This window comes from Rhodoferax sp. (assembly GCF_030653815.1).
In the GTDB taxonomy this organism is placed as follows: domain Bacteria; phylum Pseudomonadota; class Gammaproteobacteria; order Burkholderiales; family Burkholderiaceae_C; genus Rhodoferax.
The window spans coordinates 22,269-38,503 of sequence record NZ_JAURYQ010000008.1; the positions used below are offsets into that span (position 1 = coordinate 22,269).

19 protein-coding genes are annotated in these 16,235 nt (G+C 55.4%); 6 read left to right on the top strand and 13 right to left on the bottom strand.

Translation table 11 applies throughout. The features are described from left to right. Positions 1-22: 22 nt before the first annotated feature. Positions 23-790, top strand: coding sequence for a YiiX/YebB-like N1pC/P60 family cysteine hydrolase (locus tag Q7U49_RS02645; protein WP_304762205.1), 768 nt, complete (start codon positions 23-25; stop codon positions 788-790). 9 nt (positions 791-799) lie between these two features. Here Q7U49_RS02645 and Q7U49_RS02650 read toward each other — a convergent pair whose 3' ends face one another. From Q7U49_RS02650 to Q7U49_RS02670, 5 genes are all read right to left on the bottom strand, one after another. Then, positions 800-1,522 carry a transglutaminase-like cysteine peptidase gene (locus tag Q7U49_RS02650; protein ID WP_304762206.1) on the bottom strand — a complete coding sequence of 241 codons (723 nt, stop codon included), beginning with the start codon at positions 1,520-1,522 and terminating at the stop codon, positions 800-802. Between the two features lie 116 nt (positions 1,523-1,638). Further along, positions 1,639-1,833 carry a zf-HC2 domain-containing protein gene (locus Q7U49_RS02655; RefSeq protein WP_304762207.1) on the bottom strand — a complete coding sequence of 65 codons (195 nt, stop codon included), beginning with the start codon at positions 1,831-1,833 and terminating at the stop codon, positions 1,639-1,641. Next, positions 1,830-2,426, bottom strand: a complete 597-nt coding sequence (locus Q7U49_RS02660) for an RNA polymerase factor sigma-70 (RefSeq protein WP_304762208.1) — start codon at positions 2,424-2,426, stop codon at positions 1,830-1,832. The genes Q7U49_RS02655 and Q7U49_RS02660 overlap by 4 nt, the downstream gene beginning before the upstream one ends. A 29-nt stretch (positions 2,427-2,455) precedes the next feature. Next, on the bottom strand, positions 2,456-2,680 hold the full coding sequence (gene nrtS / locus Q7U49_RS02665) for a nitrate/nitrite transporter NrtS (protein ID WP_304762209.1): 225 nt from the start codon (positions 2,678-2,680) through the stop codon (positions 2,456-2,458). 118 nt (positions 2,681-2,798) lie between these two features. Beyond that, positions 2,799-3,944, bottom strand: coding sequence for an FAD-dependent oxidoreductase (locus tag Q7U49_RS02670; protein ID WP_304762210.1), 1,146 nt, complete (start codon positions 3,942-3,944; stop codon positions 2,799-2,801). Positions 3,945-4,196: 252 nt separating this feature from the next. Here Q7U49_RS02670 and Q7U49_RS02675 point away from each other — a divergent pair, with 252 nt between their 5' ends. Further along, on the top strand, positions 4,197-4,553 hold the full coding sequence (locus tag Q7U49_RS02675) for a hypothetical protein (RefSeq protein ID WP_304762211.1): 357 nt from the start codon (positions 4,197-4,199) through the stop codon (positions 4,551-4,553). Between the two features lie 8 nt (positions 4,554-4,561). Here the strand turns inward: Q7U49_RS02675 and Q7U49_RS02680 are convergent, their stop codons facing one another. Further along, the gene (locus tag Q7U49_RS02680; protein WP_304762212.1) at positions 4,562-4,843 is read right to left on the bottom strand and encodes a hypothetical protein; all 282 of its coding nucleotides are present in this window, start codon (positions 4,841-4,843) and stop codon (positions 4,562-4,564) included. On the opposite strand from Q7U49_RS02680, the gene Q7U49_RS02685 reads away from it, so the two are divergent. The 4 genes from Q7U49_RS02685 (at position 4,831) to Q7U49_RS02700 (ending at position 7,857) form a co-directional block, all read left to right on the top strand. Continuing rightward, the gene (locus Q7U49_RS02685) at positions 4,831-5,538 is read left to right on the top strand and encodes a hypothetical protein (protein ID WP_304762213.1); all 708 of its coding nucleotides are present in this window, start codon (positions 4,831-4,833) and stop codon (positions 5,536-5,538) included. The two genes, Q7U49_RS02680 and Q7U49_RS02685, sit on opposite strands and share 13 nt — an antisense overlap. A 69-nt stretch (positions 5,539-5,607) precedes the next feature. Beyond that, entirely contained in the window at positions 5,608-5,988 is a 381-nt protein-coding gene (locus Q7U49_RS02690) for a thioredoxin family protein (RefSeq protein WP_304762214.1), read from the top strand. 12 nt (positions 5,989-6,000) lie between these two features. Continuing rightward, positions 6,001-6,735 (top strand): cytochrome c biogenesis CcdA family protein, encoded by a 735-nt coding sequence (locus Q7U49_RS02695; protein WP_304762215.1) that lies wholly within the window; start codon positions 6,001-6,003, stop codon positions 6,733-6,735. 411 nt (positions 6,736-7,146) lie between these two features. Then, positions 7,147-7,857 (top strand): UPF0149 family protein, encoded by a 711-nt coding sequence (locus Q7U49_RS02700; protein ID WP_304762216.1) that lies wholly within the window; start codon positions 7,147-7,149, stop codon positions 7,855-7,857. A gap of 138 nt (positions 7,858-7,995) precedes the next feature. Here Q7U49_RS02700 and Q7U49_RS02705 read toward each other — a convergent pair whose 3' ends face one another. From Q7U49_RS02705 to trbL, 7 genes are all read right to left on the bottom strand, one after another. Beyond that, positions 7,996-9,513 (bottom strand): TrbI/VirB10 family protein, encoded by a 1,518-nt coding sequence (locus tag Q7U49_RS02705; protein ID WP_304762217.1) that lies wholly within the window; start codon positions 9,511-9,513, stop codon positions 7,996-7,998. Then, positions 9,465-10,649 (bottom strand): TrbG/VirB9 family P-type conjugative transfer protein, encoded by a 1,185-nt coding sequence (locus Q7U49_RS02710; protein ID WP_304762218.1) that lies wholly within the window; start codon positions 10,647-10,649, stop codon positions 9,465-9,467. Before Q7U49_RS02710 ends, Q7U49_RS02705 begins: the two co-directional genes overlap by 49 nt. Further along, positions 10,592-11,245, bottom strand: coding sequence for a VirB8/TrbF family protein (locus Q7U49_RS02715; RefSeq protein ID WP_304762219.1), 654 nt, complete (start codon positions 11,243-11,245; stop codon positions 10,592-10,594). Before Q7U49_RS02715 ends, Q7U49_RS02710 begins: the two co-directional genes overlap by 58 nt. A gap of 162 nt (positions 11,246-11,407) precedes the next feature. Next, the gene (locus Q7U49_RS02720; protein ID WP_304762220.1) at positions 11,408-12,280 is read right to left on the bottom strand and encodes a nucleotidyl transferase AbiEii/AbiGii toxin family protein; all 873 of its coding nucleotides are present in this window, start codon (positions 12,278-12,280) and stop codon (positions 11,408-11,410) included. Continuing rightward, positions 12,273-12,857 carry a type IV toxin-antitoxin system AbiEi family antitoxin domain-containing protein gene (locus Q7U49_RS02725; RefSeq protein ID WP_304762221.1) on the bottom strand — a complete coding sequence of 195 codons (585 nt, stop codon included), beginning with the start codon at positions 12,855-12,857 and terminating at the stop codon, positions 12,273-12,275. Before Q7U49_RS02725 ends, Q7U49_RS02720 begins: the two co-directional genes overlap by 8 nt. Positions 12,858-13,042: 185 nt before the next feature. Next, complete coding sequence (locus Q7U49_RS02730) at positions 13,043-14,539, bottom strand: toprim domain-containing protein (protein WP_304762222.1); 1,497 nt, start codon at positions 14,537-14,539, stop codon at positions 13,043-13,045. A 9-nt stretch (positions 14,540-14,548) separates the two neighbouring features. Continuing rightward, positions 14,549-16,225 carry a P-type conjugative transfer protein TrbL gene (trbL, locus tag Q7U49_RS02735; protein ID WP_304762223.1) on the bottom strand — a complete coding sequence of 559 codons (1,677 nt, stop codon included), beginning with the start codon at positions 16,223-16,225 and terminating at the stop codon, positions 14,549-14,551. Positions 16,226-16,235 lie beyond the last annotated feature (10 nt).

Genomic DNA, 16,235 nt, shown 5'->3' on the forward strand with positions numbered 1-16,235 from the left:
AGTTAAGCCCAAGGCTATCAGCATGAACACGGTACTGGGTTGGCTGGGCGGTCATCTGGCACGCTATCTGGCGCGCGAGGTGCACGTTCACTCTGCGGTACCCGCCACACGACCCGAACGTTTGCTTGCCACTTTGCGCCCTGGCGACGTGTTGCTGGTGGAAGGCAATAGCCGGGTCAGCACCGCCATCAAATACCTGACGCAGTCCACCTGGTCACACGCGGCGCTTTATGTCGGCAATGCCCTGGCCAAACCAGGCACAAACTCTGAACACTGTTTTGTGGAGGCTGACACCGTAGCGGGTGTGCGCAGTGTCGGCATCAGCGCGTTCGCCGGACTGCATTCCCGTATTTGTCGCCCCGTTGGCTTAACTCCAGAAGACTGCCAAAAGTTGACTGCCTTCGCTATCGACCGCATAGGCAGCCAATACGATTTGCGCAACGTGATCGATCTGGCGCGCTACCTGTTTCCCACACCGCCGGTGCCCCTAAGCTTTCGGCGCAACATGTTGGCGCTTGGCAGCGGCGACCCGACACGCGCCATTTGCTCAACACTGATTGCCCAGGCGTTTCAATCCATTCGCTATCCAATTCTGCCCATCACATCAGTTCAAAACGACGACAGGCCGGATTGCCCGGCATGTGTCAATGAAATTCTGAGCGTGCGCCACCATAGCTTGTTCGCACCACGTGACTTTGATGTATCTCCATATTTTGAAGTGATCAAGCCCACAATAGAAGCCGGATTCGATTATCAAAGCCTGGTTTGGCGTGATGTCAACGGAAAATGAGTGCGTTGCTCACCGGACTCCGTCTTCGTGCATGCGCTCCAGGACGTCGCGCCAACGTGATAGCCTGGCCACAGGGTCGGCAGCAGACGCGCTAGCCCCACCAACCCAAAGACCAGAATCGTTAAAGCTAAAGACCGGTTGCAGGTCTGGGCGCTGACTGGCCTTGCGGATACTGCTGATCAGATTGTCAAGTACCAAGGGCTCCTCATTGGGCTGAGGATAAAATCCAAGCACCATATGGGCTTCAGAAATAGAGCTGCTTTTTGCACGAACGTAGATCAACCGTAATCGATCATTTTTGAACCCCAGCATCTGAAGAGTGACATATTTTGCAATCGTGAAGTCCTCGCAATCTCCCGCCCCCCGCCCCACAAATTCAAGTGGTGTCGCCCAGTAATCTTCCTGTTGCCAAATGTCTTTATCGGACCGAAACAACATCTGTCGATTGAAAAATAGATTCACTCTTTTGAGTTGTTCAATTTCTTCAAGATCACGAGACTCTGCGATAAGTCTCTTCCAGCCATCGATGACGGCCGCCGCTTGTGGACCATATCTTTCCAGTGCCAAAGTTTGGGTTTTATCTAAGTTAGGTGCTGCAACTGAAATTGCGAAAATTAGCCATAGGCCAAGGCGAGTCAACCAGATAAATATCTGAGCAACATCAGGCGCGCAATCAAGCAACGGAAGGATGCTTTGATACTTGAGGCACCTCCGTGATTGCTGTATCGACATGCATGAAGCCGTGGGACCAAGAGTAATGAAATTTGGCGGGATCACGGTACATCTGCAATGAGAGAAGTTAGCTCGTATGGCGCAAGGTACTGTTCATCCAGAAATATTAAAAGGCCTCAATTTTTTAGCTCATCATCTTCGCGGTTGGCATACGCCTTCATGGCCTTACTGAGGAAAGGCACCTGCAAACTGAAGTTCTTGCAGCCCGAGCACATCATCACGTGCATTTTCAAAGTCATTTTTTCAGTCAATGAGAGTGATCTTTCTTGCGATTCCGAAATCAGGCGTGTGGCCTGCTGACAATTCATCATGCGCGTTCTCCCTTGAGGAACCATGTGTTTTCCAGGCACTCGCGCAGGCGCAGCCGGGAGCGGTGCATCATCACATTCAGGTTGGTGGTGGTGATGCCGACTGCTTTGCAAATTTCAGCAGCGTCTAGCTCGACAAACTCTTTCATCATGAACACTCTGGCCTGGTGGCCAGGCAAGCCTTCCAGGCACGCCTCAAACACTTGCCAGAACTGGTTCTGCTGCAGGGCGCTTTGTGGGTTGCCCCAGGTGGCGGGCTTTTCATCGGCCTGCCAAAAGCCTTTTTGATCAAATAACTCAGAAAAGTCTTCTCCTTCTTCATCTTCTCGTAGCAGGCTACTGGCATCCACCATGCGTTGCTTTTGCCGCAAGGTATCTGCAATCTTGTTACGCAGGATGGCGAAAACCCAGGTTTTCAACGCCGCTCTACCGGCAAAAGACTTGGCATTTTTGAGTGCGCCGATGAGCGCCTCTTGCACAGCATCTTCTGCCGCGTGGCTATTGGAGAGTTGCAGCGTTGCAAATTTCACCATCTGACGGCGCAAGTCGTTCAAAAATGCCGTGTCAGACAAGATGGTTGCGTCAGTCGCGTCCAAGCCCAGGCCTTCAATGGGAGAAGTGTTCATCATTGGTTTCCTCGCGGTGTCAATTCGTTTTTAGACGCGCTGTAACTTGCGACGCAGTAAGGCACGACATAATTCAACGCCATATGAATCCACGAAATGCCAGTGCCCGCCAGGATGGCACTGCCTTGGTTAACCAGGTTCAAAATACTGCCCACCATCAAGGCGATGCGCAGTGAATTTTTCACAATCTTGCCAGAGCAGTCGGCTTGAAAGAGTGTTCGCATCAATGGTCCCCTTGGTATGCGGTTGAAGTCGCCAGCAAATGCCGGCTCGTTGTCCCGGTCGAAACTTTTTCTTCAGGCTGCGCACTTCCAAGCCAACGGCCCACTTGTTTGAACCAACTCATGGTGTGTTCTCCAGCATTTGGGGTGTTTGCGAGCGAGGATTCGCAGAAAACCGCCGGATAAAGCCCTGATCAATCCAGTCTTTCCAGCGCCAAACCCATTGTCCCTCAGTCGACCAGCGCCCCCAGGAAGCCACTGCATAACGCGAACCACACGCCAGCAAGTACAAGGAGCGGCGCTTAGGGCTGTACGGCCGCAATGATCCGCCATTGACTATCGCCATCAGGTTTTCAGCCAAGACGGGGCCCGCATGCACGGCGTGCACCCCGGAGCGGGACATAACGGCATCGGTGCGGGCGCAGACATCACCCACAGCAAAAACATTCAGGTGCGACACACTGCGGTGATACTTGTCCACCAGGATGTAGCCACGCTCGTCCAGACCAAGTTTGGACAGTCCTAGCCAAACGGCCGGGCGTGCACCCGTCGCGGCAATCACCTGGTCGGCTGGCACAAGGTGACCATCAGCCAATAAAACGCCGTCTTCTGAGCCCACACCGCGTGCAAAATGCAAGCCCAACCCGGCGCGTACAGCAAACCGTTGCACCCGAGCTTGAACCGCGTTAGCGTGTCCGGGCAGCAATCCGGACTCAGAGGCGACCAGGTCAACATGCCCGTCAACGCCGGCACGTGTAAAGGCCTGTTGTGCGGCAAGCGCCATCTCAACCCCTGCAGCGCCACCGCCGACCACCACCAATTTGTAGTTCTTCTTCGCCTTGGCTGCCGCCAAAATACGCGGCCAACTGGCAAAGAAGTTGTCCAATGGTTTCACCGGTAACAGCTTGTCCCCAAGGGTTTCCAGCCAGGATGTATCGGTTTCGCTGCCAACGTCGAGCGACAGCAAGTCATATTCAACGTGCAGACCATCGGCAAAGCCAATACAGCGCCTCGCAGCGTCCATGCCGACGATCTGGTCGAGTACCAGACGGGCACCAGCGGCCTGAACCAATGGATCGAGGTCAACACGACACTGAGCCTGTGTGTAATGTCCCGCAACCCAGCCAGGCAACATGCCTGAATAGTTCTGGTATTTTGAAGGCGTGATCAGGACAACATCCAGTCCTGCTGGTCGTGTTTTTGCCAAGGCACGAAGGACCGACAGGTGCGCATGGCCACCACCTACTAAAACAAGTCTCTTTGTCACTGGGTCGCCTAACGCAAATGCGGTTTCATAACCGAGACGATAAAGGCGCGCCGGCGGGCGATAAGAACAGTTCTAGACATTGGGTTCTCTCTGAAGTGGTGACGTGAGGTTTAGTCGCGGCAGAACCCAGATTTGTTACACATCACGGACTCAATTGGCGTAGGCGCATGGCTGGTGTGGCCCTTTCGGGGGGCGCGCGGAAAAGATTTTGATGCCTGTGTAAGTATTTTTGAATGTCAAACGACTATGTCCATGAAAGTCTTGTATTTACTTGACCTTCTGAGTTTTTCCGCAAATGTCGCCCGTTTCACCTCTCAAGGATTTTTTATGAACCATCTCTCTTCCAAAATAGCCAAAACTATCGCCTCCGCCGTCGTCACTGCCGCAGCCCTTTCGGGTGGTGCTTTTGCGGCTGGTTGCGCTGGCTCCAAGTGTGGCACCAAATCGAGCATGGCCAAATGCGGAGCCTGCAAAGCCAAGTGTGGAGCAGCGATGCCGCAATGTGCTGCAAGCAAAGCTCATAAAGCCAAGAAGGTGAAGGCCAAGTGCGGTGCCTGCAAAGCCAAATGCGGGACCAAAAGTGGTGGCTGCGCAGCCGTCAAACAGTAAGCCAAACGTCATTTCTTAACATTCAGGAGCATCACCATGTATTCAATGTCTTCAACTCTCGCTAAAGCTCTGGCAATGGCTGTGGTCACCACGGCAGCTCTGGGCGGCTGTTCCATGATGTGCCGGGCTTGCGGCGGCAACAAGTGTGGTGCCAAAAGCTCCATGCAGAAATGTGGCGCCTGCAAAGCCAAATGTGGCGCTTGTGCTGCAAAACAATAGTCTGCATCACTTTTGATTCGCGGTGACTGCTTGGTCACCGGTTTTGATTTTTCAATCCATGACAGCTTCATCCCATCTCCGACAGCATTGGCGCGCTGCTTCCGACACGCAGATCGATCTGGCGTTGCGCAGCGCGCGCACCAGCGTTTCAGCGTTCTCCACAGCCACAGCGGAGCATGGGTCTTTGATTCAGAACTGGATCGCAGGTCGCGAGGTATTGGAGTTTGAACACTACCCGCCGGATGACCTGGTAGACGTGCGCAAAGGCTCCCAGTTCTACTACCACTCGCACCGCGATGGTGACCAGGAGCACGGGCATTTGCACTTGTTTTGGCATGCCACCGCGACTGGACGTAGGCGGTATTTGAAACCAGGCCAACCCAGGTGGAATCGCACCGAGCCGACACATCTTTTTGCGATTTCGCTTGATGCGCGAGGTCTTCCCGTTGGCCTGTTCACTGTGAACCAATGGGTCACCGATGGCCACTGGTTTGATGCGGCCACCACCATGGATTGTGTTGATCGGTTTGGGATGGGCGAGATGGAAGGCTATGAACACTCATGCAACTGGTTGACGGGCTTTGTTCGCTTGTATCGACCGTTGATCAATGAGCTGCTTATACGGCGCGACGGGCGCATGAGGCGTCGATCTAGCCTGGCGAAAGCCCTGCAAGACCGGGATCTTGAAGTGTTGAGCTTGACGCCGATTGACTGGATTGCCGACATGGATGCACTGGAGACAGAGTCCATTCGGCGTGGCAGATAACGTGGCACCGTTGTCAATCCAACAAAATTGCTGCAACTTGACTGTGAAATACGTTTTAGAAAGGTTCTTATGAAAATTGGAAAACTCATCCTCTCGACGCTCCTTGTCGTCGGTGCGTTGGTGTCACATGCGTTAGAGATCAAACCGTATTCTGCAACGGCGCTGGAGCAGGCGCAAAAGGCCGACAAACCGGTGGCGCTGCACTTTCATGCCGATTGGTGCCCGACTTGTCGCGCTCAAACGAAAGTCTTGCAAGACCTGAAGTCAGAAGCTGGACTGGACATTACAGTGCTGGTGGCCAACTACGACACGGAAAAAGACCTTAAACGCCGTTTCAATGTGCGAGCCCAGTCCACTCTGGTGGTGTTGCATGGTCAGAAAGAGACCTATCGCGTGGTCGGCGATACCTCACCAGGGGGTCTTCGCGGCGCCTTGAAGTCGGCACTTTGACCCGGTGCGACCATGTCCCTTGCATTGACTGTTCCACAAGTTGGGTTAAGCCTGTTTGCCGGTAGTTTGACCACTTTGTCGCCGTGCGTATTCCCGCTATTGCCTCTGGTATTGGGAGGCGCTTTGCAGGATAACCGCTTCGCACCTGTCGCCATGGGCGTGGGCATGACAACCTCATTTGCGCTGATTGGCATGGTGCTCGGAGCGCTAGGCCCGGCTCTTGGCATTGACGGTGACACCGTGCGTACAGGCGGCGCTGCAATGCTGATCGCCTTCGCTGCTGTGATGCTTGTTCCTGCCCTGGGTGAACGATTCACGCAATGGATGTTGCCGATTGCCAGTTCGGCCAACGCGGCATCAGCCAAGCTCGACAGCGGCTCCTTGTTGGGCGCGCTGATGCTTGGCAGTGTTCTCGGCCTGGTCTGGAGCCCCTGTTCCGGACCATTGCTGGGGTCGGCCCTGACGCTGGTAGCCAGTGAAGGTGGCGTGGCACGTGGCGGCTTGGTGTTGGGTATTTTTGGCCTGGGTGCAGCGATCCCGTTGGTGGCGGTTGCTTACGCATCGCGAAGTGGATTTATGCGCGTGCGAGACTGGGTTTTGGCTCGAATCGAAAGCGTGCGATACGGTTTTGCGCTGCTGCTCGGTACCATGGGGGTTGCGATTTTGACCGGCGGCGATAAATGGCTTGAAGCGCAGGTTCTGCAGTGGTTGCCGGATGCCTGGGTTAATTTCACTGTGGGAATATAGCGATGACACGTTCACCCATTATGAAAGGTTGCATTTTTGTCTTCGCTTGAACGACCGCTTTACCGACCCCAGTCTTGACCTCTGACTGACTTCATTGGGCACTGTGCATAAGGGCACTAAGAAGTCCGTCACGAATGGCGTGTGGCAGGCAATGGATTTGGCAGCCAGTAAGCTGACTTTCGTAACCGGCAGCACCGGGTTGGGTGATGTTCGATGGCGACGTTCTGTGATCCACTGCTGCTGGCTGGGAACCAAAATCCACATGTATGAAATGATGGTCAGAAAGCAGCCATTCGATTTCGCCGGTGTTGCACGGCAACAAATTCAGTGGTCCGACCTGCATCCTGCGACCGGTTCACAAAGACGCTTCTCAGTCGGATAATAGGGCAACGAATTGATGCCACCCAACCCATGATCACCCCATTCGAACCTTTGACAGAAATTGAGTTGCAAGAACTCGATCAATTCCTGCTCTTTGAGGTGCAGTCTGATGAATCCATGACCTCGGATACCCTTGACGGGTATTTGCATGCCATCGCCATTGGCCCTACGTCACTGATGCCTCAACAATGGATGCCAGGCATATGGGGTGAAGGGGACAGCATGATGCCACCGGTCAAAAGCATTGAGCAGCTTAACCGCGTCCTGAGCCTGATCATGCGTCACTTCAACAGCATCATTGCTGTAGTGGAGCAACTACCACGCGAGACATACCCCATCTGGTGCACCAGTGAATATCGCGGTAAAGAATACGATGACGCTGAAGGATGGGCCTACGGTTTCACGGAAGGTATGAAACTGTGCTGGAAAGATTGGGAACCCCTTTTGAAAACCCCTCAAGGGCAAGCCTGGTACCGGCCAATCGGATTGCTGGGTGAAGACGACTTCTCGCCTGAGCAGGATAAGCAGACAAAAACACCAGCCCAGCGCGGCAAGCTGGCACTGCAGATCCCCGAGGCGGTTGTGGCCATGTATGAATATTGGCTGCCATACAGGCGCGCTGTCTATGAGCGACAGGTTGCCAAGTCTATGCAGGGAAAAGTGGGGCGCAATGAACCTTGCCCCTGTGGCAGTGACAAAAAGTACAAGGTTTGCTGTGGTGCAGCTTCAGTTCTACATTGAGTCCTGAAATGGGACTGTCCAGCAGAAAATCTCTGATTGCCAACGATGGTGTCATCTATCGGATGTCGAACAAGCGTTTTGACCACACAATGCGCCATCCAGATGACGATTTTCGGCTTCGCTTTAATGTGCTCAAAATCAGCGGTAGATCGGCAAGAGGATCGACCGGTTGACCATGACGTTGAACGCCATGCCAGGACGAATTTGCAGGGTTGGTGAAATGTTCAGATTCTTTTGCAAAATCTTTGAGCTGACATCGCTCAAGGAATTCATGGCAGCGGCAGAGGCTTGAGCCGAGCCGGTCGGCGTGTTGAACGCACCCTGGTTTTGCGGCTGCGACTGTTGGGCGGCAACCCCCAAAAACGACACCAGCAGAGCCGATGACCAGGTTTTCCAGAAGTGGTTATTCACCTGATCTTCCATGCCGGATTGACCCTGACCGTCGGCCGCCGACATGCCGCGCAAGGAAATCCGCGAACCATTGGGCAAGATCAGTTCATCCCACGCCGCCAGCACCCGTGATTGACCATAGGCGACATCAGCAGAGTACCTGCCGATCAGGCGCGAACCCTGTGGGATCACCACAGCGTCTGGTTCATTGGTGGCATAAACAGTCTGGCGGGTTTGGGCCACGATGGTGCCAGGCAGATCGGAATTGATGCCAGACAGCATGACCGCGGGAATGACCGAGCCGGCCGTCAATTCAAACTCCCCCATTTGAGCCTTGAGTAATTCCGGCAGGTAGCCATTGTCAGCAGCTTCCTTCATGAACGCCCGGTTGCGAGATTGGGCAACCACAGCCGGGTCCTGACCAACAGGGCCGCCAGCGGCCGGAGTGGCAGGCAAATATCCTGAATTGCTATTTGTACCTGCCATTCCGGAGGGTGAATTCACCGTGCGCACGGTCTCGGCAGAGACAGATGCGCGGGCATTCGCAGCGCGCCCATTGGCTGCTGACAGCCTTTGATCCAGACCCCCCACCGGGCGCTCATCCTCAGCACCCACGCCCAAGATGCCCCCTGCAGTCGATTTGGCAGCCAGCGCGGAGCCACCCTTGCCGATGTCGGATGTTTCGGCCGAATCAGAAGCCATGATGAGACCCTGGAGTCGCTCGTATTTTCGTTTTTGCAGCCACAACCGGTGTGCCTCAGCGGGTGTCGGCGGTGATGCACCGCCGCTGGCCGCTTGAGCTCCACCAGAAATGCCATTTTGAGCTGACGAGCGGGTTGTTAGCGGCCCTGTCTGTTGACCATCAGGCGTTTGAAAAGTTGTTTGACTCCTGATGGCAACGGCTCGCCGCTTGATGTCTTCAGCGTTTTCCTTGTACGGCGCCGATTGACCCGGCGCATCACTGGCCGTCAACTGCTTGTTTGAGTCAGCCTGATCACCACTTTTGCCGCTGATCATCACGCCGATCAAAATGGCCGAGGCGACCGTCGAGGCGCCACCCAAAAGTAAAAATTGCCCTTTTTTGGAGAGTCGTTTGGTACCGGGTGGCGGCGTATGAATTTCCAGCGGCTGACCAGGGCCATCAATGGCCGCAACATCAATGTCCGCCTGAGCGCTCATCGGATCGTCAGTCGGGGATTTCTTGCCCAGTCTGAAGATCATTTGGCACCCCAGTTGAACAAACTGTTCTGCCCTGATTTTTCGCATTGAATGGTTTGCGCGCTGGCACCCACACCAAGCACCAGACTGAGTTTGGCCGGCTTGCCATCGATGATGTAGTAGCCGTTCACAAGCCGTGAATTCAGCAACTCGGTCTCATTGTTCGAACTGTTGAACACTGCGGGTGCATCACTGGCTGCTGTACCGGGCGGCAATTGGATGAACGTGTGCGTGTCATTGGCAAAGACCCGTGCCGGCTTGAAAGCCGCGTCACCCGTGCAGGTGTAGCCAAAATCCAGCGTGGTTGGATCAAGTTTGCCAACAGACTTGTCTGCGACGACACGTTGGGTCCTGGCTTGTTCTGCGGCCAGTTTGGTGGCGGCAATCGTTGCCTCAAATTCTGCCTTTTGCCGTGCTGTCGCTTGTGCCTCAGCGCTCAAGTCGCGCGTCATGTTTGCCGGGTCATACCAGCTCACCATGGGAACATACTCGGTTTTGCTGGACACCAGGTGCATGTAATAGATGCGGCCCTTGTCAGTTGTCACAACCAGGTTGGTTGACAGGCCTGCCTGAGTGGGTTTCAGCATCATCACCGGCTTTGACCCGGCGGTTGCGTTCTGCATTAGCCAGCGCACCGTGTCGCCAATCGAAACACTGGTCACAGCCTCACCGTCCTGCAGCGCGACCGAACAGACGTGCAAGGGTGCGCAGGTAATGGTCGGACGTGAATAGCCATAGGGATATTCGACAGCACCACTGGCACCCACCAACGCTTCAGCCACGCCCGTTTGTTCCCAGCGTTGCGCCGCTGAAAGCCTTGCGGCATCGGCGGCGGAAAGCTTTCTGATCTGCACCTTGGCAGTTGGCAGCATGGGTGGTGTCAACACCTCTGACGTTGCAGCGATTGTTTGCTTTGCAGGGGCAGGTTGCAATGGCAGGGCACGAACTGCCGGGAGTATCAGGGTATTCAACGCAGCCGTGGACGTCGGGGTCGAAACGTCGGCGCCCATGGCTTCGACGGTGGCTGGTGTGGTGGATAGTGCAGCCGAAGTTGACTCTGCAAATGTGCCCGAAGTCATGGAAATAATGGCAACAGTGAGGAGGGATGTTTTCATGAGGACGACCTTTACAGAACTTCTTTTGTCCAGGAGATGGATTTGACGTAAATACCAAAGGGATTCCAAAGCGCAACTTTTGGGCTTTCCGCCAGCTTGGCATCAATCCCAACCGTGACGACCGCTTTCCAATGCTCCGCAACAGCAGCCGCGCCAGGCTTGGCTTTTGATTCCACCCACGACACCTGGTAGGTTTCGCCCCCTTGAGGAATGACGGATGAAATTTCGACACGCGTGACAGAGCCATCAACCGAGAACGGCGAGTTGTCTTTGAAAAATTCATTCAAGAATCCGGCCACGTCGCGCCCCGCCATTGCATACACCCGGTTCAGTGTGACCTGTTGGGCTACAGCATCCGGCAACATGGAGCGCACGTCTTTGATGAAGGCTGCCAATTGAGCAACCATCAGCCTTTTGTCCAAATCAGCCCGTGCCACCGGGGCAGGACGGGCAACAGCAACAGGCGAGCCGAGTTGGTCGGTGACCACCACAAACGGCTGAATCTTTGATTGGGATCCGACGAACGCTATGCCCACCACGGCCACCACCGCGACAGCCAAAGAGCCGGCGGCCATCAGTTGCCAATTGCGCGCGCGTGAGATCAATCCACCGTATCGCTCATCCCACTCCCGGCGAGCGTTGAGGTATGGATTCTGTTTTGACATGCAAGCGTCCTTTTTGAGTGCTGTTGCCAAATACCGATCTGGCGCAAGCAACACAAAATGAGCATCGATCGCTCTGGCAAGCAGCGCAGTGCCAACCGACGGGAAAACTACCCGCTGTACGCTGAAAGAATTGCAGCAATTGCAAGAACCCAGCCGATCAAGCTAAGACCGCTCTCTAGCACGTCGCGCGTTTGGCATCAAAAATCCGGCGAGGTCTGTCACCACCGTTTCAAGCGCTGGGATTTCGATGGCCAAATCGCGAACGAAGGCAGCCCACTGTAGCTGCTTGCCTGAGTCGAACGCAAAAGCCTGCGTCAATGCCAAGGGTGCCTCACGCGGAATGGCCGTGCCACGCCGTTCAAACGTAGCCGCGATGGCCCGAGGCAGGCGGTCATCCTCAAATTCATAGCTCCGACTCAGAATCCACACGTCATAGAAGTCCTTCATACGGCTGTTGGCCAACCCGAGCATGACCATGGCCTGAAATTTTTCGGCAATCACCGTCTCGCGGGCATAGACGCGCAGTCTAGGCTGCGGCAGATCGAGCAGGACCGGCAGATTGACCTCATCAATGCCGGGCTCAATGGCGTCGCCAAAGCCTATGTCAATGATGACGGTAATACGCGCACCAGCGAGCCCCCCGGTGGTGCGAAGACGCAAGCCACCATACTCAAGCTCTTCGCGGATCAACTCCACGCGCATCGCATCGATGTCGAACACCATGCCGTCGTTTACCTCAATGGCGCAGATCTCACGAAACGTGACGAGCATCGCATCCGGAGCCGAATCGCCATAACCCAGAAAATCAACGTCGCGTGTCGGACGATGCGGATCATCGAACCACGTCGTCATCAACATCGCACCCTTGAGTACGAACCGATCGCGATGGGGCGACAGGCTGAGCCGATGCAGAAGTCGCTCATTGGCGTAGCGAGTCAGCAAAAGGTCAAAGGACTGCCCCTTCTGGCGTGCCAGCGTCAGCAGGCGGGCGCGCACCGAGGTGCCGACGTCTCGCGGTTTCTTGGGCTCAGCCATGGGATGTCAACGCACTCATGTACGGCTCCATGATTTTCCAGACTTTGGCGTCAACCGCCTCTCTTGCAATTTCGGCGGGCGAAGCCTTTTTTTGTCTTAGTGCCTCGCGCAGTCCTTCCAGCGCGACGTTGATGCCGATGGTCTGCCGATACCGAAACAAGTCTGCAATGGTTTTAGCCACGCCGAAGATCGGAACGGATACCCCGTCAATGACGTGGCTTTCAACACCATGTAGCAGGCGCGGCCCTGAAAAACGAGCGAAACGAACCGGCGGATATTTAAATGTGGGGTGCCAGTCTTTCGAACCAATGGCCATCCAGACTTTGGGTGGAATCTGGTCAGTCAAACTGTGGAACGCCAGGGACGACGTCAGGCAGATGACCCCCTTGGGAACAAGTTTGGATGCCTCGGCAAGGGTGTGATTCACATCGAGAGATGCGTCTGCAAGCTGATACAGCCCTCGGGCAAGGCGAACGAGAACGCCCTCTCGCTCAAGGCGCGACACCGTCGCTGCAGTAATGCCCTTTGCAGTCAATTCACTCAGGCGCGACATGCCCGTGGCCTGCAGATGGGCCACAGCACTATTTCGCTGGGATGGTTGATTCTTGGAATTCACTGATACAAAACATCGGATTTCACCTGATATTACTCTATGATTCATATCATTTTCAATTCACCATCACCCGATGAATGCGTTGCAAGCCACGCGGCTAGTTAACTGAATACCCATCTGGTCACTGCTCGGTCTGTTGGTGTTTGGTTTCACCGTTCGAATTCAGGCTCAGAAGCCTGTTGACTTTCTTTGACAGGCAAAAAAATGTCAGCCCTCGCTTTCTCCACTTCCGCAGCCGATGCAGCGCTGGCAATGAAGTTACGCACTGCCTGGGGACCGCCCTGGCCGAGCAAGTCCCGTGCATCAGCGCCAACTTGACTGTTCGCCGGCGGCACAGCCAAAGCGAACCCTGTCACCTTGGCAGCTTCCAAAGCCCGTGGGATGGCGTTTGATTTGAGTCTTCCAGCCTCAGTCCGGCCGATGTCGTGATCTGTTGCAATGACGACACCCGAAAACAAATCCGACATGCCCGTTTGCTTGACCCATTTTGCGACCGCCATCACATTGTTCGACGACAACGCACACAGCGTATTGCCCGCACCACTTTGTTGAATGGCGAGTCCGGTGGCCACCCCCTCGCAGATTACCAGCGGTTTGCTTTTGTCAGCAACCGCCAGCCAAGCTTGTATTGGCGCCAGGCCATCGGCGGCCATTGTCTTCATCAATGAATCAAGCCCTGGTAAAGGCACAAAGGCGCCGACGGTGTGAGAGCCTTTTGCCATGATTTTGTCGGTGTTGAACGCGACTTTGCGCATCAGGTGTTGCGCACCACACAGTTCCAGCGTGTCTGGCCCGCCCATCGGATCAGGACGAAACATGGGGACCAGGATCGTGCCGGCAAATCTGTGCCCTGGGGGGTACACCCGCAACTCCGTGCCATCCAGAACAGCATTGCCTTTGACAAGGTGACGATGGTCAGTTGGCGGGGTGACACCTGCCATCCAGGACTTGCAAGTGTCTCGATTCAAATCCAGGTCAGTTGTACGCAACTCAGCAGGCGCCGGGCGCGGTGAAGCAGATGATGACGGGGGTGGCGCAAGATCACCATCCAGTCCCAAATCGCGTCCCGTGACATACATGGTTTTCTTGCCATCGCTTGTTTGCCGGCCTTCGCGCCAGGGCGCAGGAAGAGCAATATCGCCCCGGAATGAAAAAGCTGTTGCAAGACCATCTTTGGAGACAAGCAACTTGTAGACAGGTTTTTGATCCGTACCATCGCTGTAGCGCCCATGCAGCCGCGACGCAACAAACCCCGCCGATTGCAGCAGTGCATCAGCCGACCGCCACACTTGTTCTGGGTCATACCAGCGACGTTGTTCGGGTTCTGAAGAGAATTTCGGCACTTTGGTCAGCGCCGTCAGTTTGTTGCTAACCATCAATTGGTGGATGTGCGTGCCAACTGCCGGGGTTGATTTGGCTCCAAGACGGATGCCTCCAGCAGCGTGCCACGGCTCACCCGCTGCCAGTCCTTTCTCGGCGTAGCGATGCCACATTTTGAGAGAACCATCGCGCGCCACGGACAGCCGCCCGCCAGGCGTTCGACTGGTCTCGCCGGGCAAACGAAATTCAACCAAATGGTCTTTGACCTTTTGAATCTCGCAGCCACGTGCAACGAGGTAGTTCTCAATGATTTGTAGCGAGCGCACCGTGATACCTCAGGTATCGAGCCCCATGCGCAAGCCTGGTGCGTGACCCACATGACCATCACTCACCCAATGCGGTTTTCTTCGATCCGCAGCATGTTGCAAACGCTTCGAAAAGCTGTTGAGTTTGTCTGCCATGCCGCCCGGATGTTGCTTGTAGTCCGCCTCAAATCGCTGTTGGAAAGACCGTGCATCGAATGAATTAGCAGACGTGCCGCCGGTTTCGTTGGTGCTTTGATTTGCGCCACCACCCGGCGTGGCAGATGGATCAAAACGCGGGTCAACAAAACCGGGCGCTTGGGTCTGGCCCAAACTTTGGCCGCTCGCATTCGTGCCACGTCGAGCCATCGGACTCTCAGACGGACCAGGCGCTGCGCTGTCAGGGCCAGAGCCTTCACTTGGTGTGCGAGCCCTAGCAGACTGGCTAGCCGAGCTGGATGCAGTGGGTGAAACGGATGGACCCGGCAAAGCCAGGAAAGGCGCTATACCGGTGCCGCCACTGTTTGCGCTGCTGGATTTTCTGGTGTTGCTGGTATTGCTGGTATTGCTTGGACCAGCAGCAGGCTGAAATGGGTTATTGGCATTGACCGTACCACTGATGCCACCGCCAAAGCCGACACCAGCAGAAGAGCCACCAATCGCACCCGCTGCCTTTTGCACAGGCAGCAATGCGCCCATGGCGCCACCAGCAAGCCCCAATGCCCGTGTACCGGCTGCACTTGCAGCCAGGCCCGCCGCCACCGGCGCACCGCCCACCATGCCCGCCGCCGTGCCTGCGCTTTGCAGCGACATCGCCACCGTGCCGTTCAGCATCGACCCAGCCAGGCCGGGTGCCATGTAGCCAGTCACACCATAGAACAGCGATGCGCCACCCACACCTAAATAGTCACCAAAACTGGGACCCTCCGGGTGCGCTGCGTAGGCAGCCGCAATGGTATCTTTCAGCGCTTGGGTGAAGCTGTCACCAAAGCCGATGATCAAGTAGATGGTGAACAGTTTGACGCCAACGGAGATCGCATAGCCAAAGTATTTTTCCGATAAATTGTGGGTCCAGCGCGAGCCGGAAAACCCCAGCATCAACGCACCCCCGCCAATGATCAAGTACGACTCAACCAGGGTGATGAGCAGTTGAACCGCAATCAGCCCGTAGCCAAGGACAATAAAAACTGAGGCAACACCCACAATGATGGCGCTCAGCATGAATTTGCCCAGGCCTTGCCCCGAATTTGTCAAAGTGTTGATGATCATGCTGCCCGTGCTGGGCGCGGCATCATTGGAGAATTGCATCAGGCTGGCGGCCACTTGCAGCCCTTGGTCAAAAACAGCGGACGGCGACAACACGGAAGTGCCACCCACACCAGCACCGGCCGCCTTGAAGGAATTGATGATGGCGGGAATCCACTCAGGCGCCTTGATCAGCACCATGGCAAAAAATGACAGGGACATGACCTTGAACAAGGTCCCCACCATGATTTCCGAAAGCTCTGACTTTTTGAGCGTGAGCTGAATCGCCGACCAGGCGAATTCAAGTGCAGCCAGGCCAAAGAACAAATTGGTGGCGTAACCCAAAGCAGTCGCCATCCAGCCGCCGGATGCCCCTTGAACCTGACTCACCAGCGTGTCCATCATGCCAGCGGCATTCGCCCATGGCGTGATGCCGCACAGCAGCAGAAAAATGGCGACCCGCATCGATAGCACT